This is a genomic window from Mesorhizobium shangrilense (assembly GCF_040537815.1).
GTDB lineage: Bacteria > Pseudomonadota > Alphaproteobacteria > Rhizobiales > Rhizobiaceae > Mesorhizobium > Mesorhizobium shangrilense.
Genome location: NZ_JBEWSZ010000001.1, coordinates 671,328 through 693,102 on the forward strand (window position 1 = coordinate 671,328; position 21,775 = coordinate 693,102).

Genomic DNA, 21,775 nt, shown 5'->3' on the forward strand with positions numbered 1-21,775 from the left:
CGTTTTGCGGCATGAACCCCTTTATACGCCTTGCCAGCTGGCTGGGCGGCCGCACCCGCGAGAGCCGAAAGGCTGCGGGTGAGGAAAGTCCGGGCTCCATGGAGACACGGTGCCGGTTAATGGCCGGCGGGGGCGACCCCAGGGAAAGTGCCACAGAAAGCAAACCGCCACGATCTTCGTGGTAAGGGTGAAAGGGTGGGGTAAGAGCCCACCGCGCGACTGGCAACAGGAGCGGCACGGTAAACCCCACCGGGAGCAAAACCGAATAGAGGCGGTGCGAGGGGAAACCCTCGAGGGCTGTTTCCGGCTCACCGTCCGGGTAGGTTGCGTGAGGCGCATGGCAACATGCGTCCAAGATGAATGGCCGCCACGTTCTCGCGCCGCAAGGGGCGAGGGCCATACAGAACCCGGCTTACAGGCCAGCTGGCAATTTACCCACGATATCGCTGGGAAGTTCCCTGATATCAGCAGGTTGCGCCCTTGGGCGCACCTCTTGATTCAAGGGCTTCCGATCGGTTGCATCGGGGGGCAAGGCCCTTTCTTGAAAATGGTGCGATTAAATCGTACCATTCTTGATGGAAGCATCAGGAGCTTGTCATGGGCCAGGTCGACAAACGCAGCATCACCCTTTCACCGGAACTGGCGGCGGCGGTGGACGATGTGGTTGCCGCCGGCGAATACGCGTCGGCCAGCGAAGTGATCCGCGACGCGCTGCGCCAGTGGAAGGACCGGCGCGACCTGCATGGTTATACGCTGGAGGAACTGCGCAAGCTGGTGCAGGAGGGGATCGACAGCGGGCCGGGACGATTTGCGTCGATGGATGAGATCAAGGCCGAGGCGCGCAAGCGATTGAAGTCCCAAAACGCAGCATGAATGTGCTGCCTATCACTCGATCATCAGATAACGAGGCTGCGGCGGATCGGCTGCTTGATCGGATCGAAGCCCGCTGGCACCAATTGGCGGTTTACCCTTTCTCAGGCGCTCCGCGCGAGGACATCGCTCCCGGCGTCCGTCATCTCCTGGTCGGCGAATATCTTACCTTGTACCGCGTGCATGATGACGCGATCGAAATCGTTCGCGTGCTGCACGGCCGACGCAAGATCGAGGCCGATGACATCAGCGACTGACCGATCGGTTCAGCCGTCAATCCTGTCCAGCGATGCCTCGATCGCCTTCCAGAGCTCCTCCACCGGTTCGCAACCAACCGACAGGCGTACGAAACCGGGCGGAACCGCATCGCCCCGCTTTGACCGCCGCTCGGCCGTGGTATGAACGCCGCCGAACGAGGTCGTGGCCTGCATCAGCGTGCAGTTGTTGATGAAATCCTCGGCCTTTTCCTCGGAGGCGAGTTCGAAGGAGACCAGGAAACCGAAACGTTCCATCTGGACGCAGGCAAGATTGTGTGACGGATCGCTTTCGAGACCGGGATAACGCAGGCCGCTAACGGCCCGATGTCCCTGAAGCCGTCGCGCGATCACCTCGGCGGACGAGCACATCCGGTCGAAACGCACGTCGAGTGTTTCGAGACCACGATGCACCAGCCATGCCTCGAACGGTCCGGGAATGCCGCCCGCGGTTGCGCGCCAGTCGGTTACGGCGGCGATGACCTTCGCGTCTCGGCTTGCGACATGGCCGAACAGCACATCGGAGTGGCCATTGGGCGCCTTGGTATCGGCGGCAACCACGATGTCCGCGCCATGGTCGAGCGGACGCTGGCCGAAGGGCGTCATGGTCGTGTTGTCGGCGACGAGAAGCGCGCCGGCCTTGTGAACGGCTTCGGCGACCGCTGTGATGTCGCAGATGTCGAGCCTCGGATTGGACGGGGTTTCGACGAAGACAAGACGATATCCGTCGAAGCCGCCGTCGAGGAATGTCGATGTCGGCCGGACATCACAGGTGATGCCGAACGGCTTCAGGAAGCGATCGGCCAATGCCCTTGTCGCATGATAGCCGTCCGACGGCAGCAGGACGCGGTCGCCCGTCTTGAGCAGGGCGAAGAACACGGCCGAGATGGCACCCATTCCGGAAGGAAAGCCCACGCATGGCGCACCTTCCAGATGTGCCAGCATATGCTCGACCGCATTCCAGGTCGGGTTGTCGTAGCGGCCATATTGAGCGAAACCCGTGGCGTCGCCAGGCGTGTGGTAGATGGTGGCCATGGTCAACGGCGGTGCGATCGGATCGCCCTTGGCGAGCCCGCTGTCGCGCAAATGGGGAAGTTCGGCGGCGCGTGTGTTCGCGGTATCAGCCATCGTTTCTCTTATTCCTGTTCTCGACCGAAGAATTCGACGCGACGCTATGCCGGGCGAGGGCTCGCGGCAACTGCGTCCGGTTGGGCCAAGCGGCTCTAAACGCTTCGTTAGGCTTAATGGATCATAAAGACGAGACGTGCCGTCAAGGCTGCCCTCATTGGTCATGGCGCGCGTGTTTGTGAAGCCTGTTCCCGTTGACGCCCATAGTGCCCCATGATATCCCATTTCGATACTCAAGCCTTCGTTCCGCGTCAGGGTGAAGCGTACGCCAATCGGGCAGCCGCGGCGGCTGCGCGTTTGCCGGTTTTTGCCTCTGCGAACGAGCTTGATTCTGGACGGGGAACGCGCCGCGGCGGCGCGAACAGCAAGTTGGAGAGGGGTGCGGCGGCGCGAGCGGCTGTAACGGATGATGGACCGGTTTCTCTCAAACACGGTGAGCAGGATCGATGCGAAGGGGCGGGTTTCCGTTCCGGCGCATTTCCGCGCTGTCGTGCAGAAACGCGGCTATTCGGAACTTTACGCGCTGCGCTGCCTGGATCTGCAGGCGATGGATGTCGGCGGGCTGGACCTGCTGGACCGCTACGAGCAGCGCATCGCGCAGGAGGATCCTTTCCTGCAGACGGCGGACGACATGTCGTTCTTCTGCCATGGCGATGGAGCTTTCCTGAAGCTCGATCAGGACGGCCGCATCACGATGACCGATTTCATCCGCGAGCACACCGGCATTTCGACGGAAGCGGCCTTTGTCGGTCGCGGCAATTTCTTTCAGATCTGGGAGCCTGGACGGCTTGCGGCCTATGGCGCGCAAGCTCGGGCCCGGCTGTTGCAGCTTCGGCAGGGGACGAAGCCTGGGGAGCGACCGGAATGATGGCTGGCGACGGCGATGACATCAACGCCGTTGGCGGACCGGCCCGCCACATTCCGGTCCTCCTTGGCGAAGTGCTGGAAGCGCTTTCGCCGGTGGCGGGCGATGTGATCGTCGACGGCACGTTCGGCGCCGGCGGCTACACCAAGGCCATCCTGGCGACCGGTGCCTCAGTCGTGGCCATCGACCGCGATCCCGATGCGATCGCCGCCGGACGTGCGCTCGAAGCGCAATCGGCAGGCCGGCTGACGCTTGTCCAGGCGCCGTTCTCGACGCTGGACGAGCATGTCGAACGCGCTGACGGCGTCGTGCTCGACATCGGCATCTCCTCCATGCAGATCGACCAGCCGGAGCGGGGTTTTTCGTTTCGCGCCGACGGGCCGCTCGACATGCGCATGGCGCAGGCCGGCCTCAGTGCCGCCGATGTCGTCAACTCCTTCAAGATGGGCGACCTTGCCCGCATCTTCGGGTTCCTCGGCGAGGAGCGCCATGCCGGCCGCATCGCCCGCATGATCGAGAGCCGCCGCGAAAAGCGTCCCTTCGAACGCACTCTCGATCTGGCCGACGCCATCGAGACGCATATCGGCCGTGCGCCCAAGGACAAGATCCATCCGGCTACCCGCGTCTTCCAGGCGCTGCGCATCTTCGTCAACGACGAGCTTGGCGAACTGGCCAAGGCGTTGTTCGCCGCTGAACGTGCCTTGAAGCCCGGTGGACGGCTGGCCGTGGTGACCTTTCACTCGCTGGAAGACCGCATCGTCAAGCGCTTCATCGCCGATCGCGCCGACGCCATGACCGGCTCGCGACATCTGCCCGAGGCACAGGCGCGCACCGCCACCTTCCGCAAAGCGGGCGGCGGCGTGACGCCGGGGGATGCCGAGATTTCAGCCAATCCGCGATCGCGCTCGGCCAGGCTGCGCGCGGCAATTCGCACGGACGCGCCAGCGCGCGCCGGCGACTTTTCGATTTTCGGCCTGCCCAAACTTCCCGGCCCAAAACGTCCCGGCACCGATCGGTCGGGAGAGAGGTGAGCACGTGTTTCGTACCAGCGACATAGTCCTGATCGCCGTCATGGTCGCCGCGGCGGCCTTGACCTACAAGACCAAGCGCGAGGCCGAGGAACAATTGGCGTCGGTGCAGAAGATCCAGGTGCAGATCCGCTACGAGGAGGAAACGATCGACCTGCTCAAGGCGGACTGGAGCCTGCTCACCCAGCCGTCGCGACTGCAGAAGCTGACTGAGCTCTACAAGTCGCAGCTCGCACTCGAGCCGGTCAGCGCGCGCCAGATCGTCGGCTTGAGCGACTTGCCGGCCAAGGCCCTCGACATTCAGGACATCCTGAAGGGACGCGGGGATGGCATGGCTGACAATTCCAGCAAGGCGCCTTCGGGCGGCCAGGACCCCGTCGTGACCGGAGGCATCGCCCAATGATCGGCAAACTGCTGAAGCGCCGCGCCCGGACAGGTGAAGACGGATCGATCGTCGTCGAGGGCGCCCGCAAGGCCACAGGCGGCAAGGGCAAGGCGCGCATCGTGATGACGATGGCCGTGTTCTTCGGCATTTTCTCGACAATTTCCGGGCGGCTGGTCTATCTCGGCTTTCAGTCCCCCGACATGTCGGGCGGCCCGCAGAGCCGGGTGACCGCCTCACGGCCCGACATTGTCGACCGCAATGGCGAGGTGCTGGCGACGGACATCAAGACGGCGTCGCTGTTTGCCGAGCCGCGCCGCATCGTCGACGCCGACGAGGCGATCGAGAAACTGTCGACCGTGCTGCCCGAAATCGACTACGAGCAGACCTATCACAAGCTCAAGAGCGGCGCCGGCTTCGTCTGGCTGCAGCGGCAGCTGACGCCCAAGCAGCAGTCCGACATCATGCAACTGGGCATTCCCGGCTTCGGCTTTCGCACGGAGAAGCGCCGTTTCTATCCAAGCGGCGAAACCTCGTCCTACATTGTCGGCCTGACCAACATCGATAACCAGGGCATCTCCGGCATGGAGAAATATATCGATGAGCAGGGCCTGAGCGACCTGCAGGCTTCGGGCCTGGCGGTGGCCAAGGATCTCAAGCCGGTGAAGCTTTCGATCGATCTGCGCGTCCAGCATGTGGTGCGCGACGAGATCGCCGCCGGCCTGGAACGCTATCGCGCCCTGGGCGCCGGCGCCGTTGTGCTCAACGTCAAGACCGGTGAAGTGGTGGCCATGGCCTCGGTGCCCGATTTTGATCCGAACAATCCCTACAATGCACAGGAAAAGGACCGGCTGAACCGGATGTCGGCGGGACTCTATGAGATGGGCTCGACCTTCAAGAGCTTCACCTCGGCCATGGCGCTCGATTCCGGCAAGGCGACGATGACGAGCCGCTTCGACGCTTCGCATCCAATCCGGGTCGGCCATCAGGCCATTCACGACTTCCACGGCAAGAACCGTGTGCTGTCGCTGCCGGAGGTGTTCCTCTATTCGTCCAACATCGGGTCGGCGAGGGAGGCCGAACTGGTCGGCATCGACGGACACCGCGAATTCCTGCATCGCCTCGGAATTTTGGACAAGATGCAGACCGAACTGCCGGAAGTCGCCCGCCCGACGGAACCGAGGGTCTGGAAACAGGTCAATTCGTTCACCATCGCCTTCGGTCATGGCGTGTCGACGACGCCGCTGCAAGCGGCTGTCGGCTGCGCGGCGCTGATGAATGGCGGCTATCTGATGAACCCCACCTTCCTGGTGCGCACGCAGCAGGAAGCGATGGCGCTGGCCAAGAAAGTGGTCCGCGACAAGACGGTCGATGGCATGCGCTACCTCTATTCGCTCAATGCCGAGAAAGGCTCGGCCCGAAACGCCAGGGTCCCCGGCTACCGCGTTGGTGGCAAGACCGGAACAGCCGAGAAGGTCATCAATGGCCGCTATTCGAAGGACTTGAATTTCAACACCTTCGTCGCCGCCTTCCCGATGGACGATCCGCAATACCTCGTGTTTACGATTGCCGACGCCCCGCACCCGGAAAAGCCTGGCATGACAGACGTCGCGGCCGCGAATGCGGGGGTTATGGCCGGCAATATCATCAGACGCTCGGCTGCCATGCTTGGCGTGAAGCCAGATTTCAGCCATGAAAATGGTGCAACGCTGGTTTCCTATCAGTGATTCTTAGGGCGCGCCGGCAACTGCGCGCTATTTTGTTGCGGTGAACGGATTTCGATGAAGCTGAAAGATCTAGCCGGTATCCTGCCTGTCGAGGGAACAGCTTCCGTCGGTACGGAGGTTACTGGGATTTCGTCGGATTCACGTCAGGTGAAACCGGGCGTTGTGTTTTTTGCGCTCGCCGGGACCAAGGCCGATGGCGCTGCCTATGCCGCCGACGCCGCCGGGCGCGGTGCTGCCGCCATCGTGGTGGGCAATGGCAGTGCCGTTGCCGGGCTGTCGGTTCCGGTCCTGACCGTCGATGATCCCCGACTGGCGCTTGCCCTGAGCGCCGCGCGTTACTTCGGCGGGCAGCCGCAAACCATGGTCGCGGTGACCGGCACCAGCGGCAAGACATCGGTCGCCGCCTTCACACGGCAGATCTGGGAACAGGCCGGCTATGCCGCCGCCTCGATCGGCACCACTGGCGTCGTGGCGCCTGGCCGCAACGAATATGGCTCGTTGACGACGCCCGATCCGGTCGCGCTGCACCAGTTGCTCAGGGAATTGGCCGATGCCGGCGTCACCCACGCTTCGATGGAGGCGTCCAGCCACGGGCTCGACCAGCGCCGCCTTGACGGCGTGAAGCTGGCAGCCGGCGGCTTCACCAATCTCGGCCGTGATCACATGGATTATCATCCCACGGTCGAGGACTATCACCGCGCCAAGCTGCGCCTGTTCGACACGCTGCTGCCAAAGGGCGCGCCGGCCGTCATCTTCGCTGACGATCCCTGGTCGGCGCCAACGATAAAGGCGGCGCAGGCGGCAGGGTTGAAAGTGCTGACCGTTGGCCGGCATGGCGAATTCCTCAAGCTGAAGCGGGTCGAGCACGAACGCTATCGCCAGCGCGCCGAGGTCGAGGCCGACGGCGTGCTTTATGAAATCGACCTGCCGCTGGCCGGTGATTTCCAGATATCGAATGCGCTGGTCTCAGCCGGTCTCGCCATTTCCACGGCAACGCCTGTCGCCAAGGCCCTGATGGCGTTGGAGAAACTGAAGGGCGCACCGGGTCGGCTCGACCTCGTCGGCACGACGACAAACGGTGCGCCGGTCTATGTCGACTACGCCCACAAGCCCGATGCGCTGGAAAACGTTCTGGCCTCGGTGCGGCCGTTCACGACCGGCCGTGTCATCGTCGTGTTCGGCTGTGGCGGCGATCGTGACCGTGGCAAGCGGCCGATCATGGGCGAGATCGCCATGCGGCTCGCCGATGTCGTCATCGTCACCGACGACAATCCGCGCTCGGAAGTGCCCGCAACGATCCGCGCCGCGATCCTGGCGGCGGCGCCCGGCGCCATCGAGATCGGCGACCGGCGCCAGGCCATCCACGAGGCTGTGGCGATGCTGCATGCCGGCGATACGCTGATCGTGGCCGGCAAGGGCCATGAGGAAGGCCAGACCATCGGCACCGAAACGCTGCACTTCTCCGACCACGAGGAAGTCCGCTCGGCGCTGCGCGAGCGCGCCGCATGAGTTTGCTGTGGACCTCCGACGCGCTGGTTGCCGCCATGGACGGGCGGCCTATCGGTTCGATGCCTGAAGGCATCGTCGGCATTTCCATCGACAGTCGCAGTCTGCAGCCCGGAGACGTCTTCTTCGCCATCAAGGGCGAGGCGATGGACGGGCATGATTTCGCCACCGCCGCCATCAAGGCCGGCGCCGGCGTGCTCGTCGTGGCCGAAGGCAAGCTGCCGTCGCTCGGCCGGCTGACCGCGCCGATGATCGTCGTCGACGATGTGCTGGCGGCGCTGGAAAAGCTTGGTGTTGCGGCTCGTGCCCGCTCACAGGCCAAGATCATTGCCGTGACCGGTTCGGCGGGCAAGACCACCACCAAGGAAGCGCTGCGTCATGTCCTGTCCCCGGTTGGCAAGGTGCATGCGTCGGCGCAGTCGTTCAACAATCACTGGGGCGTGCCGCTGACGCTGGCGCGCATGCCGGATGATTGTGACTATGCCATCTTCGAGATCGGCATGAACCATCCCGACGAGATCAGGCCGCTGGTCAGGATGGTCCGGCCGCATGTCGCCATCATCACGATGATCGCGGCGGCGCATCTCGGCTTTTTCCGCAATCTCGACGAGATCGCCAAGGCCAAGGCCGAGATTTTCGAAGGGCTGGAACCCGATGGCGCGGTGGTCCTCAATCGCGACGATTCGCGCTGGAAGCTCCTCGACAAGATGGCTCATGCCGCGGGCATCGAGCATGTCTATGGTTTTGGCGAAAACGCGCGCTCGACCTTCAAGCTGCTCGACTGCGAACTGTATGCCGATCATTCCATGATCACCGCCCGGATCGGCGGTCAGGATATCACCGCCCGGGTCGGCGCGCCGGGGCGCCACATGGTGCAGAATGTGCTGGCGGTGCTGGGAGCCGCCCATCTGGTCGGCGCCGACATGACCCAGGTGGCAGCGGCGCTGGCCGATCTGTCGGCTGAACGCGGGCGCGGCAAGCGCCATGTGCTGATGCACCCGCAAGGGCCGATCACACTGATCGACGAGAGCTACAACGCCAATCCTGCGTCGATGGCCGCCGCCATGGCGCTGCTCAATGCGACGCCGGTTTCGGGTGAGGGGCGCCGCATCGCCGTGCTCGGCGACATGCTCGAGCTCGGCGAGCATTCGGCGAAACTGCATGCAGCGCTCGCCGATCTCATCGTCGGCACGGAAACGCGCACGGTGTTTCTCGGCGGCCCCGAAATGCGAGATCTGGCCGAGATCCTGCCTGCCGACATCCAGACGGAATACCGCGCTGGTGCGGAGGATTTGAAGCCGGTGCTTCTGTCGGCGCTGAGGCCCGGCGACGTGGTCATGGTCAAGTCGTCCAAGGGAATCGGTTTCGTAAAACTGGTCGATGCGCTGCTTGGGAAATTCCCGGCGCAATCAGCAACCAACAAACAGACCTAGGTCAGTCCGGGGGACGAAAATCGCATGTTCACACTGCTCGTCGATTTTGCGGACAAGGTCTCGGTCTTCAATGTCTTCCGCTACATCACCTTCCGCACTGGCGGGGCGCTGATCACCTCGGCGCTGATCGTCTTCATCTTCGGACCGACCATCATCAATTCGCTGCGGTTGCGGCAAGGCAAGGGCCAGCCGATCCGCGCCGACGGGCCGCAGACGCATTTCAAGAAAGCGGGCACGCCGACCATGGGCGGGCTGATGATCCTGTCCGGCATCATCGGCTCGTCGCTGCTATGGGCGAATCTGTCGAGCATCTATGTCTGGGTGGTGCTGCTGGTCACCATCGGCTTCGGCTCGATCGGCTTCTACGACGACTATCTGAAGGTGACGAAACAGTCGCATCTCGGCTTTTCCGGCAAGGCGCGGCTCGGGCTCGAATTCATCATCGCCGGCATCGCCGCCTGGGTGATCATGCACAATGGCCAGGCGCCATTCTCGTCGTCGCTGACCTTCCCCTTCGCCAAGGAGTTCCTGATCAATCTCGGCTGGTTCTTCATCCCGTTCTCGTGCTTCGTCATCGTTGGTGCCGGCAATGCGGTGAACCTGACCGACGGTCTTGACGGGCTGGCGATCGTGCCGATCATGATCGCGGCGGCATCCTTCGGCGTCATCGCCTATCTCTCCGGCAACGCGGTCTTCGCCGAATATCTGCAGATCCATTTCGTGCCTGGCACCGGTGAACTGGCTGTCGTGCTTGGCGCGGTGATTGGCGCCGGCCTCGGCTTCCTGTGGTTCAACGCGCCGCCGGCGGCGATCTTCATGGGCGACACCGGTTCGCTGGCCATGGGCGGCCTGATCGGAACCGTCGCGGTCGCCACCAAGCATGAGATCGTGCTGGTCATTGTCGGTGGCCTGTTCGTGGTCGAGATCCTCTCAGTCATCATCCAGGTCGGCTACTTCAAGATGACCGGCAAGCGCGTGTTCCTGATGGCGCCGATCCACCATCATTTCGAAAAACTCGGCTGGACTGAAAGCCAGGTGGTGATCCGTTTCTGGATCATCGCAGTCATCCTGGCGTTGGTCGGCCTGTCCACCCTCAAGCTCAGATAGGCAATCGTTTGATCCCCGCCGCATCCTTTTCTGGCAAGCGTGTTTCGCTCTTCGGGCTTGGCGGCTCGGGGATTGCCACCGCGCGCGCGCTGATCGCGGGCGGGGCCGATGTCCTGGCTTGGGACGACAACCCTGACAGCGTCGCCAAGGCTGGCGCCGTGGGCATACCGACAGGCGACCTGCGCGGTGCCGACTGGGCCAAATTCTCGGCCTTCGTGCTGTCGCCCGGCGTGCCGCTGACGCATCCCAAGCCCCACTGGACGGTGGAATTGGCCAAGGGCGCCGGCGTCGAGGTGATCGGCGACATCGAGCTTTTCTGCCGCGAGCGGACCTTGCAGGCGCCGACGGCACCTTTCATTGCCATCACTGGCACCAACGGCAAGTCGACGACCACGGCGCTGACGGCGCATATACTGAAAGCCGCGGGGCGCGACACTCAGATGGGCGGCAATATCGGCCGCGCGGTGATGACGCTCGATCCGCCGGAGCCTTCGCGGCACTACGTCGTCGAATGCTCGTCCTACCAGATTGATCTCGCGCCCTCGATCAACCCGACGGCGGGCATCCTGCTCAACCTCACGCCGGACCATCTCGACCGCCACGGCACCATGCAGCACTACGCCCTGATCAAGGAGCGGCTGGTGGCTGGAAGCGAGACGGCCATCATCGGCATCGACGATTCCTGGTGCGCCCAGATCGCCGATCGCCTGGAGCGGGCGGGCCGCCACGTCATCCGCATTTCCAAGCGCCTGCCGCTGACCGACGGTTATTTCGCTGACGGCAGCGACCTGATGGAAGCGGTCGATGGCCGCTACAGCCGCGTCGCCTTCCTCGAAGGCATCGGCTCGCTGCGTGGCCAGCACAATGCGCAGAACGCGCTGGCCGCCGTCGCCGCCTGTCTCAAGGTCGGGCTGGACCTGGGCGAAATACAGTCCGGGCTGGAAAGCTTCCCCGGGCTGGCGCATCGCATGGAGCAGGTCGGCCGCAAGGACCACGTGCTGTTCATCAACGATTCCAAGGCAACCAATGCCGATGCGGCCGCACCCGCGCTGTCGAGTTTCCCGCGCATCTACTGGATTGCCGGCGGCCTGCCCAAGGAAGGCGGCATCGAGCCGTTGCGCGGCTTCTTCCCGCGCATCGCCAAGGCCTATCTGATCGGCGAGGCGGCACCCGCCTTTTCGGCGACACTGGGCGAGACGGTGCCCTACGAGATATCGGGCACGCTGGCCGCCGCTGTCGCGCATGCGGCAGACGACGCGGCCAAGGACGGCAGCGGCGAGGCGGTGGTGCTGTTGTCGCCGGCCTGCGCCAGTTTCGACCAGTTCAAGAATTTCGAAGTGCGCGGCGAAGCCTTCAGGCAAGCCGCGAATGCTATCGAGGGTGTGAAACCCATCGGAGGGGCACGATAATGCAGAGCCGTCTCGACAAAAGTCCGGTTGCGACCTGGTGGTGGACGATCGATCGCTGGTTCCTGGCAGCGTTCCTTTCGCTGATGGGGCTCGGCATCGTCTTGTCCTTTGCCGCCAGCCCGGCAGTGGCCGAACGCATCGGCCTCGACAGTTTCCACTTCGCCACGAGGCAGATCATCTTCACCGTCCCGGCGCTCGGCGTGATGCTGGCCGTGTCCTTCCTCGAATCCAGGCAGATCCGGCGCATGTCGCTGGTCATGCTGTGCATCATGCTGGTTCTGATGGTGGCGGTGCTCTATATCGGCGTCGAGGTGAAGGGCGCGCGGCGCTGGGTGTCGATCGCCGGTCTGTCGATCCAGCCGTCGGAATTCCTGAAGCCGGCTTTCGTCATCATGTGTGCGTGGCTGTTTGCCGAACACAAACGCCAGCCGGATATTCCCGGTAATCTGTTCGCCATGCTGCTGCTGGTGCTGGTCGTGTCGCTGCTGGTCGCGCAGCCGGACCTTGGCCAGACCATGCTGACGACCGGCACCTGGGGTATCATGTTCTTCATGGCAGGGTTGCCATGGATCTGGATCACCGTGCTGGGTGCAACAGGCATCGGCGGCGTGTTCGCCGCCTATACCGTGTTTCCACACGTTGCCTTGCGCATCGACAAGTTCCTCACCGGCGAAGGCGATACGTTCCAGGTCGACATGGGCCGCGACGCGCTGATCAATGGCGGCTGGTTCGGCGTCGGGCCGGGCGAGGGCACCGTCAAGCGGGTCATCCCCGACAGCCACGCCGACTTCGTCTTTTCCGTCGCCGGCGAGGAATTCGGGCTGATCATGTGCTTCTTCATCATGTCGATCTTCGCCTTCATCGTCCTGCGCGGCCTCAACACAGCGCTGAAGGAGCACGACGATTTCACGCGCTACGCCGTCGGCGGCCTGGTCACCGTGTTTGGCCTGCAGGCCGTCATCAACATGTGTGTCAACCTGCAGCTGGTGCCGGCCAAGGGCATGACGCTACCGTTCATCTCCTATGGCGGCTCCTCGCAGATCGCCATCGCGATCTCGATGGGCATGGTGCTGGCGCTGACGCGAAAGCGGCCCGAAAAGCGCAAGCAGATGGGCTTTGCCCTGTCGCAGCGCGCCATGCCGGCGGAGTGACATGGCGCGGGGGACGATCCTTCTGGCAGCGGGTGGAACGGGCGGGCATCTCTTCCCGGCCGAGGCGCTGGCGCATGAGCTGAACGCGCGCGGCTGGACGGTGCATCTGGCCACGGACGACCGTGCCGAGCGTTTCGCCGGCAATTTCCCGGCGACGGCCATTCATCCGATCCAGTCTGCCACCATGGGGTCGAAGAACCCCGTGGCCGTACTCCGCTCCTTCTGGAAAATATGGCGCGGCGTGCGCCAGGCGTCCGCCATCATCGGCAGGATCAAGCCGGACGCCGTGGTTGGCTTCGGCGGCTATCCGACGCTGCCGCCGCTCTATGCGGCGACGCGGCGCAAGGTACCGACGCTCATCCATGAACAGAACGCGGTGATGGGGCGCGCCAACCGGGCGCTGGCCGGGCGCGTCGACGCCATTGCGGGCGGATTCCTGCCGCAGGATTCGAGTGCTGCAGGCGCCAAGACGGTGACGACCGGCAATCCGGTACGGCCCGCCGTTCTGGAGGCGGCAAAGACGCCCTACAGCATGTCGTCCGGCGAGCAGCCTTTCCGGCTTCTGGTGTTCGGCGGCAGCCAGGGCGCGCAATTCTTCTCCGACGCGGTGCCGGCGGCGGTGGCCATGCTTACCCAGGCGCAGCGCAAGCGGCTTGATATCACGCAGCAGGCGCGTGCCGACGACGTGGCGCGGGTGAAGGCCGCCTATGCCGCACTCGGTGTCGACGTGCAGGTTTCGCCTTTCTTCACCGATATGGCGGCGCGGATGGGCGCGGCGCATCTGGTGGTGTCGCGGTCCGGCGCCTCGACCGTATCGGAAATCGCTGTCATCGGTCGGCCGGCGCTGCTGGTGCCTTATCCGCATGCGCTCGACCACGACCAGGCGGCGAACGCGGCCGCGCTTGCCGCGGCCGGAGGCGCCGAGGTGCATCCGCAATCCACGCTCTCGCCGGAGCGCATCGCCGCGCTGGTTGGCGGGTTGATGGACAACCCTGGGCATCTGGCGACAATGGCGGCAGCGGCGAAGTCGGCCGGAAAGCCCGATGCTGCACGGTTGCTCGCCGATCTGACAGAGGCTATTGCGTCCAGAAAATCTGTTTCGGAATTCAGGAAGGGGACGCACGCATGAAGATGCCGCGGACTATCGGGCTTGTGCATTTCATCGGCATTGGCGGCATCGGCATGAGCGGCATTGCCGAGGTGCTGCATAATCTCGGCTACAAGGTTCAGGGCTCGGACCAGTCCGACAGCGCCAATGTGCAGCGGCTGCGCGACAAGGGCATCGAATGCTTCGTCGGCCATCACGCCGACAATCTCGGCGATGCCGAGGTGGTGGTCGTCTCCACCGCGATCAAGAAATCCAACCCCGAGCTGAAGGCCGCGCGTGAAAAGCTGCTGCCGATCGTGCGTCGCGCCGAGATGCTGGCCGAGCTGATGCGCTTCCGCCAGGCCGTGGCGATCGGCGGCACGCATGGCAAGACGACGACCACTTCGATGGTGGCCACGCTGCTCGAAGCCGGCGGGCTCGACCCGACGGTGATCAATGGCGGCATCATCAATGCCTACGGCACCAATGCCCGTATGGGCGATGGCGAGTGGATGGTGGTGGAGGCCGACGAGAGCGACGGCACCTTCCTGAAGCTGCCGGCCGACATTGCTGTTGTCACCAACATCGATCCCGAACATCTCGACCACTATGGCAGTTTCGACAAGGTGCGCGAGGCCTTCCGCCAGTTCGTCGAGAATGTGCCGTTCTACGGCTTTGGCGTGATGTGCACCGACCACCCGGAGGTGCAGGCGCTGGTCGGGCGCATCGAGGACCGGCGCGTCATCACCTATGGCGAGAACGCGCAGGCCGACGTGCGCTTCACCAATCATCGCACGGATGGTCCGGCTTCGGAATTCGACGTGGTGATCCGCGACCGCAAGACGCGCGGTGAAACCACGATCTCCGGCCTGCGGTTGCCGATGCCCGGTCGTCACAATGTTTCCAACGCGACGGCGGCAATCGCGGTCGCGCATGAGCTTGGCCTGTCCGCCGAAGCGATCAAGAAGGGGCTGTCGTCCTTCGCCGGCGTCAAGAGGCGCTTTACGCACACGGGCTCGTGGAATGGCGTCGACGTATTCGATGACTATGGCCACCATCCGGTCGAGATCACGGCGGTGCTGAAGGCGGCGCGCGGCGCCACCAAGGGCCGTGTCATCGCTATCGCCCAGCCGCATCGCTTCACCCGACTGCACGATCTGTTCGACGAGTTTTCGGTCTGCTTCAACGATGCCGACACCGTCATGGTGGCGCCGGTCTATGCGGCGGGCGAGGAGCCGATCGACGGCGTGACCTCCGATGCGCTGGTATCGCGCATCCGTGCCGGCGGCCATCGTGACGCGCGCTACATAGAAAGCCCGGCCGCGATCGCGCCGATCATTCGCGATATCGCCAAGCCCGGCGATTTCATCGTCTTCCTCGGCGCCGGGAACATTACCCAATGGGCCTATGCGCTGCCCAAGGAACTCGGCGGTACAGCTTCATGATGCGCGGCCAGGCGTTGATCGATCAGCTTGGCGACCGGCTTGCCGGCCTGCGCGGCCGCATCACGCCCAATGCCGAGATGGACAAGATCACCTGGTTCCGTGCCGGGGGGCTGGCCGAGGCGCTGTTCCAGCCGGCGGACGAGGACGACCTCGCCGCGTTCCTGAAAGTGGTTCCCGAGGAGATACCGCTGACCATCGTCGGGATCGGTTCGAACCTGCTGGTCCGCGATGGCGGCATTCCGGGTTTTGTCATCCGGCTTTCGGCAAAGGGTTTTGGCGAAGCTGAACTGATCGGCCCGACCACGATCAAAGCGGGAGCCGCCACGCCGGACAAGCGCGTCGCCGCTGTCGCCTATGAGGCGGGCATTGGCGGCTTTCATTTCTACCATGGCATTCCCGGCGCCATCGGTGGCGCGCTGAGGATGAATGCCGGCGCCAATGGCGTCGAGACGCGCGAGCGCGTCGTCGAGGTGAGGGCGCTTGATCGCAAAGGCAATGTCCATAGGCTCAGCAATGCCGAGATGGGCTACGCCTATCGCCATTCGGCGGCACCCGCCGGGCTGATCTTCACCTCGGCTGTTTTCGAAGGCTTTGCCGAGGACAAGGCGGTCATCAAGGCGGCGATGGACGCCGTCCAGAACCATCGTGAAACCGTGCAGCCGATCCGCGAGAAGACTGGGGGATCGACCTTCAAGAATCCCGAAGGCACCTCGGCCTGGAAGGAAATCGACAAGGCAGGTTGCCGCGGCCTGATGATCGGCGGCGCGCAGATGTCGCCGATGCACTGCAACTTCATGATCAACACCGGCACGGCGACCGGCTACGACCTCGAATATCTGGGCGAAACGGTGCGCACGCGGGTGCTTGAGAATTCGGGCATCCGGCTGCAATGGGAGATCAAGCGAATCGGCAATTTCCGGCCGGGTCATGCCGTCCAGGAATTCCTCGGACAGCTCCTCTAGGAGGCACGTTGAAGTTCATGTGATGCATGAACTTCAACGTGGCCGAAACCGTCCCGCAACGTTGCAGTAAAGACTCAACGACACGGTTTTCGCATCCATTTTCTCAGAAAGTGAATCTCTCGGAATCGTAAGTACTTGCCAGTGAATCAACTCTCTGATTCTCTGCTCAAAAGCGTTTCCTGATTTGAGTCGTTCGACGCGTTACCCGCGTTTTCCGTCTGGGGGGCAACCTGCCGGGAGACTCGGACTCAATGTTGCGGAAAATCTTGGTTTTTGGTCCGCCGTGAGAGGGGATGACGGGGAATGAAAAACAAGCATGTGGCCGTCCTGCTGGGTGGTTTTTCGTCCGAGCGGCCCGTGTCCTTGTCTTCGGGAAAGGCTTGCGCCGATGCGCTCGAGCAGGAAGGCTACCAGGTCACGCGCGTCGATGTCGGGCGCGATGTCGGCTCGGTGCTTGCCGAGCTCAAGCCGGATGTCGCCTTCAATGCGCTGCATGGGCCTTTCGGTGAGGATGGCACCATCCAGGGTATCCTCGAATATCTGGGTATTCCCTATACCCATTCCGGCGTGCTCGCCTCGGCGCTGGCGATGAACAAGGAGCAGGCCAAGAAGATCGCCAGGGCTGTCGGCATTCCGGTTGCCGAATCAAAGGTCGCCAATCGCTTCGCCGTCCAGAACAAGCATCCGATGAAGCCGCCCTATGTGGTCAAGCCGGTCAGCGAAGGGTCGAGCTTCGGCGTCGTCATCGTGCATGAGGGGCAGTCGCATCCGCCGCAGGTCATCGGTTCATCCGAGTGGAAATATGGCGATATCGTCATGGTTGAGCGCTATGTGCACGGGCGCGAGCTGACCTGCGCGGTGATGGGCGACGTGGCGCTCGGCGTCTGCGAGATCATTCCGACCGGCCATTCCTTCTACGACTATGATTCAAAATATGTGGCTGGCGGCTCAAAGCACGAATGCCCCGCAAAAGTTTCACCGAATATTTACCAAAAAATACAAACACTGGCGCTCAAGGCTCACCAAGCTATCGGCTGTCGAGGCGTTTCGCGGTCGGACTTCCGTTACGACGATCGTCACTCCGAGAACGGCGAGGTTGTCTGGCTCGAGGTTAACACTCAGCCGGGCATGACGCCGACGTCCTTGGTGCCGGAAATAGCCGCGCAAGCGGGGCACTCGTTCGGTGAGTTGTTGAGTTGGATGGTGGAGGACGCTTCGTGTCTGCGTTGAAATGGGGACAAGGTCAGAGGAAGGGCGCGGCCGGGCCGACGCTGTTCGGTCTGTCGTTGTCGTTCGACCATTTCGTACTGCCGCGCATGCTTCGCCGGCCGGTGCGCGTTCTGGCGCGCCTGGGTGAGGGGGATTTCAAGGCCCCGCCCTTCTCGGCGACGATACTCTCGGCTGTGCTACTGGGATCGAGCGCCACCTATGGCGCCTATCTTGGCGGAGATGTCGACGGCGTCGTCCAGAACATCACCGCGCGCACCGGCTTCGCCGTCGATCAGGTGAAAGTGGTTGGAAATCAGCAGACATCCGAAATCGACATCCTGGACAGGCTGCAGCTCGACGGCTGGACATCGCTGATCGGCTTCAACGCCGAGGCCGCGCGGGAGCGTATCGCCACGCTGCCCTGGGTCGAGGTCGCGGCCGTGCGCAAGGTCTATCCGCACACGCTGGAAGTGCATGTCGAGGAGCGTCAGCCTTTCGCCCTCTGGCAGCAAGGCAATGACCTCTCGGTCATCGAGCGCTCCGGCGCGGTGATCGCGCCGTTCTCCGGCGGCAAGCAGGTGTTGCTGCCGCTGCTCGTCGGTGTCGGCGCGCCGGCGCAGGCCCCGGATTTCCTGCTCAAGGTCAAAAAATATCCGGATCTCGCGGCGCGGGTAAAAGGCTACATCCGCATCGGCGACCGGCGCTGGGACCTGAAGCTGGACAATGGCGTCACGGTCAAGCTGCCCGAGGATGACGAGGACGAGGCGCTCGCCGAACTCGTCAAGCTGGACAAGGCTGACGGATTGCTGTCGCGCGACATCGCCGCGGTCGACATGCGCCTTTCCGACCGCCTCGTGGTCCAGTTGTCACCGGAGGCGGCGACGCAGCGCGAGGCGGCGCTCAACGAAAAGCCCAAGACCCTGAAGCGCAAGCCGGAGACGAAGATATGAGCTGGCTTGGCGGTCAAGGCGATTCCTCGTCGCGCCGGTCCGGCATCCTCACGGTGCTGGATGTTGGTTCGAGCAAGGTCTGCTGCATGGTGGCCAAGCTCAAGCCGAACGATGACGGCAAGCTTTTGCGCGGACGCTCGCACCGCATCCAGGTGATCGGCATTGGTCACCAGAAATCACAGGGCGTGAAGTCGGGCGTCGTCGTCGATCTCGATCGCGCCGAGCACGCCATTCGCCTAGCCGTCGACGCCGCCGAGCGCATGGCCGGGCTGACCGTCGATTCGCTGATCGTCAACATGACGGCTGGACGGCTGAAGAGCGAAACCTTCTCGGCCACCATCAATCTTGGCGGCCACGAGGCCGACGAAGCCGACGTCAAGCGCGTGCTTGCCGCCGGCGCCAAGCAGGCGCTGAAGAGCGAGCGCGAGGTGATCCATTCGCTGCCGGTCGGCTTTTCGCTGGATGCCGAGCGTGGCGTGCGCGATCCGCGCGGCATGGTCGGCGACCAGCTCGGCGTCGACATGCATGTGCTGACGGGCGACGCGGCACCCGTGCGCAATCTGGAGCTCTGCATCAACCGTTCGCACCTGTCGGTCGAGCGCATGGTGGCGACGCCCTATGCCAGCGGGCTTGCGGCCCTTGTCGACGACGAGCTCGAAATGGGCGCTGCCTGCATCGACATGGGTGGCGGCACGACGACGATCTCGGTGTTCTCGGAAGGCAAGTTCGTGCATGCCGACGCCATCGCGATCGGCGGCAACCACGTGACGCTCGACATGGCCAAGGGGCTTTCGACATCGCTCGACGCCGCCGAGAGGCTGAAGGTGATGCATGGTTCGGCGCTGCCGGGCAGTGCCGATGACCGCGATCTGGTCTCGATCCAGCCGATCGGCGAGGAAGGCGACGTTCCCTTGCAGATACCGCGCTCGGTGATGACGCGCATCATCCGCGCACGCATCGACGAGACGCTGGAACTGCTGCGTGACCGGCTCAACAAGTCCGGCTACGGCAATGCGGTGGGCAAGCGCGTCGTTTTGACCGGCGGCGCCAGCCAGCTTGCCGGCTTGCCGGAGGCGGCGCGCCGCATTCTCGGCCGCAATGTGCGCATCGGCCGCCCGCTCGGCGTGGCGGGCTTGCCCGAAGCTGCCAAGGGGCCAGCCTTCTCGGCGCCGGTCGGGCTTCTGATCTATCCGCAGATGGCGAGCTTCGAGAGCCATCCTGCGAAAGGAATTTCTGGTCTCAGAATGACTGGAACGGGCGGAAAACTGCATCGCATGAGTCAGTGGTTGAGAGACAGTTTTTGAATTGACGGGGACAGCCCCATAGGCGGCCGCGGCGGCGAAGCGGCGTGAAAGGCAAAGGACGGAGACAATGACCATCAATCTGCAGAAGCCGGATATCACCGAGCTGAAGCCGCGCATCACCGTGTTCGGTGTTGGCGGCGGCGGCGGCAATGCCGTCAACAACATGATCACCGCCGGCTTGCGCGGCGTCGAGTTCGTCGTGGCCAACACCGACGCGCAGGCGCTGACCATGTCGAAGGCCGAGCGGCTGATCCAGCTTGGCGCGCATGTCACCGAGGGCCTCGGCGCTGGATCGCAGCCGGAAGTCGGCCGCGCGGCGGCGGAAGAATGCATCGATGAGATCCTCGATCATCTCACCAACACGCATATGTGCTTCGTCACCGCCGGCATGGGCGGCGGCACGGGCACGGGTGCCGCGCCGGTCGTCGCACGCGCTGCCCGTGAAAAGGGCATCCTGACCGTCGGCGTCGTCACCAAGCCGTTCCACTTCGAAGGCCAGCGCCGCATGAAGACGGCCGACCTGGGCATCGAGGAACTGCAGAAATGCGTCGATACGCTGATCGTCATCCCCAACCAGAATCTGTTCCGGCTGGCCAATGACAAGACCACCTTCGCCGATGCCTTCGCCATGGCCGACCAGGTGCTCTATTCCGGCGTTGCCTGCATCACCGACCTGATGGTCAAGGAAGGCCTGATCAACCTCGACTTCGCCGACGTGCGTTCGGTGATGCGCGAGATGGGCAAGGCGATGATGGGCACGGGCGAAGCTTCGGGCGAGGGCCGCGCGATGGCCGCCGCCGAAGCGGCGATCGCCAATCCGCTGCTCGACGAGACCTCGATGAAGGGCGCCAAGGGCCTGCTGATCTCGATCACCGGCGGCCGCGACCTGACCCTGTTCGAAGTCGACGAGGCGGCAACCCGCATCCGCGAAGAGGTCGACCAGGACGCCAACATCATCCTGGGCGCGACCTTCGACGAGGAACTCGAAGGCGTTATCCGCGTCTCGGTGGTCGCCACGGGCATCGACAAGACGGCAGCCGAAATCGCCGCCGCGCCGATCTCGATCCGTACGGCGCCGCAGAAGCCAGCCGGCCGTCCTGCCGTTGCGCAGGAAAGCCGCCCGACACCTGTCCAGCAGGCGATGTATGAGCCGCGCGCCATGGACCCGGTCGCTGAGGCGATCCAGCTTGCCGAGGCGAATGCCGCGGCCATGGCTCAGGCTCGCCCCATGCCAGTTGCCCACGCGGACGAATTCCGCCCGCAGAGCAAGATCTTCCAGGCACCGCCCGCCCAGCCACAGCCGATGGTGCAGCCCGTTGTCCAGCAGATGATGCAGCCTGCGCCGCAGCCGCGTGAAATGCCGCAGCAGCGTGAAGTCCAGCAGCCGGTTGCGCCCCAGCGCATGCCGCGCGTCGAGGATTTTCCGCCGCAGGTGAAGGCTGAGGTGGAGTCCAAGAGCCGGCCGGCCGATCATCATGAAAACAGTGGACCGATGGGCCTGCTCAAGCGCCTGACCAACGGCCTGACCCGCCGCGAAGAGGAGCCGGCACGGCTTCAGCCCGCGCAGCCGCGCGAGCCGAAACTGCGCCAGGCGGCACCGGAAGTACGCCGCCTTTCCAGCCAGGACGCACAACTCTACGCGCCGCGCCGTGGCCAGTTGGACGATCAGGGTCGCCTGTCGCCGCAGCCCAGGGCGACTCAGGAAGACGATCAGCTGGAGATTCCGGCGTTCCTGCGCCGCCAGGCCAACTGATCTGTTGACAGCGTGTAACAAACGTTAACGGGCAAGCAAGGAATTGCTTGCCCGTTAACGTTTAAATTGCTTTGAAATCAATCTGTTATGATGTCGTACATGTTCCAGATAGCGGTTACAGAGAGTAAGAAACCGTGATTTGGAGTCTCTTCGCCGGACCACTATCTTCGCCACCGACAAAAGTCGGTGTGCTGGGAGTTCCGGG

19 protein-coding genes and 1 other RNA gene are annotated in these 21,775 nt (G+C 63.7%); 19 read left to right on the top strand and 1 reads right to left on the bottom strand.

Features of this window, described 5'->3' with window-relative positions:
* The first annotated feature begins 33 nt into the window (after positions 1-33).
* From rnpB to ABVQ20_RS03565, 3 genes are all read left to right on the top strand, one after another.
* An RNA gene (gene rnpB / locus ABVQ20_RS03555) (RNase P RNA component class A) lies at positions 34-431 on the top strand.
* A 166-nt stretch (positions 432-597) separates the two neighbouring features.
* Positions 598-873, top strand: coding sequence for a type II toxin-antitoxin system ParD family antitoxin (locus ABVQ20_RS03560; protein ID WP_354458116.1), 276 nt, complete (start codon positions 598-600; stop codon positions 871-873).
* Positions 870-1,127 carry a type II toxin-antitoxin system RelE/ParE family toxin gene (locus ABVQ20_RS03565; protein WP_354458117.1) on the top strand — a complete coding sequence of 86 codons (258 nt, stop codon included), beginning with the start codon at positions 870-872 and terminating at the stop codon, positions 1,125-1,127. Before ABVQ20_RS03560 ends, ABVQ20_RS03565 begins: the two co-directional genes overlap by 4 nt.
* A 9-nt stretch (positions 1,128-1,136) precedes the next feature.
* On the opposite strand, the gene ABVQ20_RS03570 is transcribed toward ABVQ20_RS03565, so the two are convergent.
* Positions 1,137-2,252: a cystathionine gamma-lyase gene (locus ABVQ20_RS03570; RefSeq protein WP_354458118.1), complete on the bottom strand. Its 1,116-nt coding sequence runs from the start codon at positions 2,250-2,252 to the stop codon at positions 1,137-1,139.
* 409 nt (positions 2,253-2,661) lie between these two features.
* Here ABVQ20_RS03570 and mraZ point away from each other — a divergent pair, with 409 nt between their 5' ends.
* The 16 genes from mraZ (at position 2,662) to ftsZ (ending at position 21,570) form a co-directional block, all read left to right on the top strand.
* A complete protein-coding gene (gene mraZ / locus ABVQ20_RS03575; RefSeq protein WP_354462111.1) occupies positions 2,662-3,120 on the top strand; it encodes a division/cell wall cluster transcriptional repressor MraZ in 459 nt (152 codons plus the stop codon).
* Positions 3,117-4,148 carry a 16S rRNA (cytosine(1402)-N(4))-methyltransferase RsmH gene (gene rsmH, locus ABVQ20_RS03580; protein WP_354458119.1) on the top strand — a complete coding sequence of 344 codons (1,032 nt, stop codon included), beginning with the start codon at positions 3,117-3,119 and terminating at the stop codon, positions 4,146-4,148. The genes mraZ and rsmH overlap by 4 nt, the downstream gene beginning before the upstream one ends.
* Positions 4,149-4,152: 4 nt before the next feature.
* On the top strand, positions 4,153-4,548 hold the full coding sequence (gene ftsL / locus ABVQ20_RS03585; protein WP_354458120.1) for a cell division protein FtsL: 396 nt from the start codon (positions 4,153-4,155) through the stop codon (positions 4,546-4,548).
* Positions 4,545-6,254 (top strand): peptidoglycan D,D-transpeptidase FtsI family protein, encoded by a 1,710-nt coding sequence (locus ABVQ20_RS03590; RefSeq protein WP_354458121.1) that lies wholly within the window; start codon positions 4,545-4,547, stop codon positions 6,252-6,254. The genes ftsL and ABVQ20_RS03590 overlap by 4 nt, the downstream gene beginning before the upstream one ends.
* A 54-nt stretch (positions 6,255-6,308) precedes the next feature.
* Complete coding sequence (locus ABVQ20_RS03595) at positions 6,309-7,763, top strand: UDP-N-acetylmuramoyl-L-alanyl-D-glutamate--2,6-diaminopimelate ligase (RefSeq protein ID WP_354458122.1); 1,455 nt, start codon at positions 6,309-6,311, stop codon at positions 7,761-7,763.
* On the top strand, positions 7,760-9,193 hold the full coding sequence (locus tag ABVQ20_RS03600) for a UDP-N-acetylmuramoylalanyl-D-glutamyl-2,6-diaminopimelate--D-alanyl-D-alanine ligase (protein ID WP_354458123.1): 1,434 nt from the start codon (positions 7,760-7,762) through the stop codon (positions 9,191-9,193). Before ABVQ20_RS03595 ends, ABVQ20_RS03600 begins: the two co-directional genes overlap by 4 nt.
* Positions 9,194-9,217: 24 nt before the next feature.
* A complete protein-coding gene (gene mraY / locus ABVQ20_RS03605) occupies positions 9,218-10,300 on the top strand; it encodes a phospho-N-acetylmuramoyl-pentapeptide-transferase (protein ID WP_354458124.1) in 1,083 nt (360 codons plus the stop codon).
* A gap of 8 nt (positions 10,301-10,308) precedes the next feature.
* Entirely contained in the window at positions 10,309-11,709 is a 1,401-nt protein-coding gene (murD, locus tag ABVQ20_RS03610) for a UDP-N-acetylmuramoyl-L-alanine--D-glutamate ligase (RefSeq protein WP_354458125.1), read from the top strand.
* Entirely contained in the window at positions 11,709-12,860 is a 1,152-nt protein-coding gene (gene ftsW / locus ABVQ20_RS03615) for a putative lipid II flippase FtsW (RefSeq protein WP_354458126.1), read from the top strand. The genes murD and ftsW overlap by 1 nt, the downstream gene beginning before the upstream one ends.
* 1 nt (position 12,861) lies before the next feature.
* On the top strand, positions 12,862-13,989 hold the full coding sequence (murG, locus tag ABVQ20_RS03620) for an undecaprenyldiphospho-muramoylpentapeptide beta-N-acetylglucosaminyltransferase (RefSeq protein WP_354458127.1): 1,128 nt from the start codon (positions 12,862-12,864) through the stop codon (positions 13,987-13,989).
* A complete protein-coding gene (murC, locus tag ABVQ20_RS03625; protein ID WP_354458128.1) occupies positions 13,986-15,392 on the top strand; it encodes a UDP-N-acetylmuramate--L-alanine ligase in 1,407 nt (468 codons plus the stop codon). The genes murG and murC overlap by 4 nt, the downstream gene beginning before the upstream one ends.
* Positions 15,389-16,354, top strand: coding sequence for a UDP-N-acetylmuramate dehydrogenase (gene murB / locus ABVQ20_RS03630; RefSeq protein WP_354458129.1), 966 nt, complete (start codon positions 15,389-15,391; stop codon positions 16,352-16,354). Before murC ends, murB begins: the two co-directional genes overlap by 4 nt.
* Positions 16,355-16,657: 303 nt before the next feature.
* Positions 16,658-17,584 (top strand): D-alanine--D-alanine ligase, encoded by a 927-nt coding sequence (locus ABVQ20_RS03635; protein ID WP_354458130.1) that lies wholly within the window; start codon positions 16,658-16,660, stop codon positions 17,582-17,584.
* Positions 17,572-18,513 (top strand): cell division protein FtsQ/DivIB, encoded by a 942-nt coding sequence (locus ABVQ20_RS03640; protein WP_354458131.1) that lies wholly within the window; start codon positions 17,572-17,574, stop codon positions 18,511-18,513. The genes ABVQ20_RS03635 and ABVQ20_RS03640 overlap by 13 nt, the downstream gene beginning before the upstream one ends.
* Entirely contained in the window at positions 18,510-19,817 is a 1,308-nt protein-coding gene (gene ftsA, locus ABVQ20_RS03645; RefSeq protein WP_354458132.1) for a cell division protein FtsA, read from the top strand. The genes ABVQ20_RS03640 and ftsA overlap by 4 nt, the downstream gene beginning before the upstream one ends.
* A gap of 67 nt (positions 19,818-19,884) precedes the next feature.
* On the top strand, positions 19,885-21,570 hold the full coding sequence (gene ftsZ / locus ABVQ20_RS03650; protein ID WP_354458133.1) for a cell division protein FtsZ: 1,686 nt from the start codon (positions 19,885-19,887) through the stop codon (positions 21,568-21,570).
* Positions 21,571-21,775: the final 205 nt, after the last annotated feature.

What these genes read in the sequence shown, in the direction of transcription:
- ABVQ20_RS03560 (WP_354458116.1), top strand. Translation starts at nt 598, where the DNA reads ATGGGCCAGGTCGACAAACGCAGCATCACCCTTTCACCGGAACTGGCG.
- ABVQ20_RS03565 (WP_354458117.1), top strand. Translation starts at nt 870, where the DNA reads ATGAATGTGCTGCCTATCACTCGATCATCAGATAACGAGGCTGCGGCG.
- ABVQ20_RS03570 (WP_354458118.1), bottom strand. Translation starts at nt 2,252, where the DNA reads ATGGCTGATACCGCGAACACACGCGCCGCCGAACTTCCCCATTTGCGC.
- mraZ (WP_354462111.1), top strand. Translation starts at nt 2,662, where the DNA reads ATGGACCGGTTTCTCTCAAACACGGTGAGCAGGATCGATGCGAAGGGG.
- rsmH (WP_354458119.1), top strand. Translation starts at nt 3,117, where the DNA reads ATGATGGCTGGCGACGGCGATGACATCAACGCCGTTGGCGGACCGGCC.
- ABVQ20_RS03590 (WP_354458121.1), top strand. Translation starts at nt 4,545, where the DNA reads ATGATCGGCAAACTGCTGAAGCGCCGCGCCCGGACAGGTGAAGACGGA.
- ABVQ20_RS03595 (WP_354458122.1), top strand. Translation starts at nt 6,309, where the DNA reads ATGAAGCTGAAAGATCTAGCCGGTATCCTGCCTGTCGAGGGAACAGCT.
- ABVQ20_RS03600 (WP_354458123.1), top strand. Translation starts at nt 7,760, where the DNA reads ATGAGTTTGCTGTGGACCTCCGACGCGCTGGTTGCCGCCATGGACGGG.
- mraY (WP_354458124.1), top strand. Translation starts at nt 9,218, where the DNA reads ATGTTCACACTGCTCGTCGATTTTGCGGACAAGGTCTCGGTCTTCAAT.
- ftsW (WP_354458126.1), top strand. Translation starts at nt 11,709, where the DNA reads ATGCAGAGCCGTCTCGACAAAAGTCCGGTTGCGACCTGGTGGTGGACG.
- murG (WP_354458127.1), top strand. Translation starts at nt 12,862, where the DNA reads ATGGCGCGGGGGACGATCCTTCTGGCAGCGGGTGGAACGGGCGGGCAT.
- murC (WP_354458128.1), top strand. Translation starts at nt 13,986, where the DNA reads ATGAAGATGCCGCGGACTATCGGGCTTGTGCATTTCATCGGCATTGGC.
- murB (WP_354458129.1), top strand. Translation starts at nt 15,389, where the DNA reads ATGATGCGCGGCCAGGCGTTGATCGATCAGCTTGGCGACCGGCTTGCC.
- ABVQ20_RS03635 (WP_354458130.1), top strand. Translation starts at nt 16,658, where the DNA reads ATGAAAAACAAGCATGTGGCCGTCCTGCTGGGTGGTTTTTCGTCCGAG.
- ftsA (WP_354458132.1), top strand. Translation starts at nt 18,510, where the DNA reads ATGAGCTGGCTTGGCGGTCAAGGCGATTCCTCGTCGCGCCGGTCCGGC.
- ftsZ (WP_354458133.1), top strand. Translation starts at nt 19,885, where the DNA reads ATGACCATCAATCTGCAGAAGCCGGATATCACCGAGCTGAAGCCGCGC.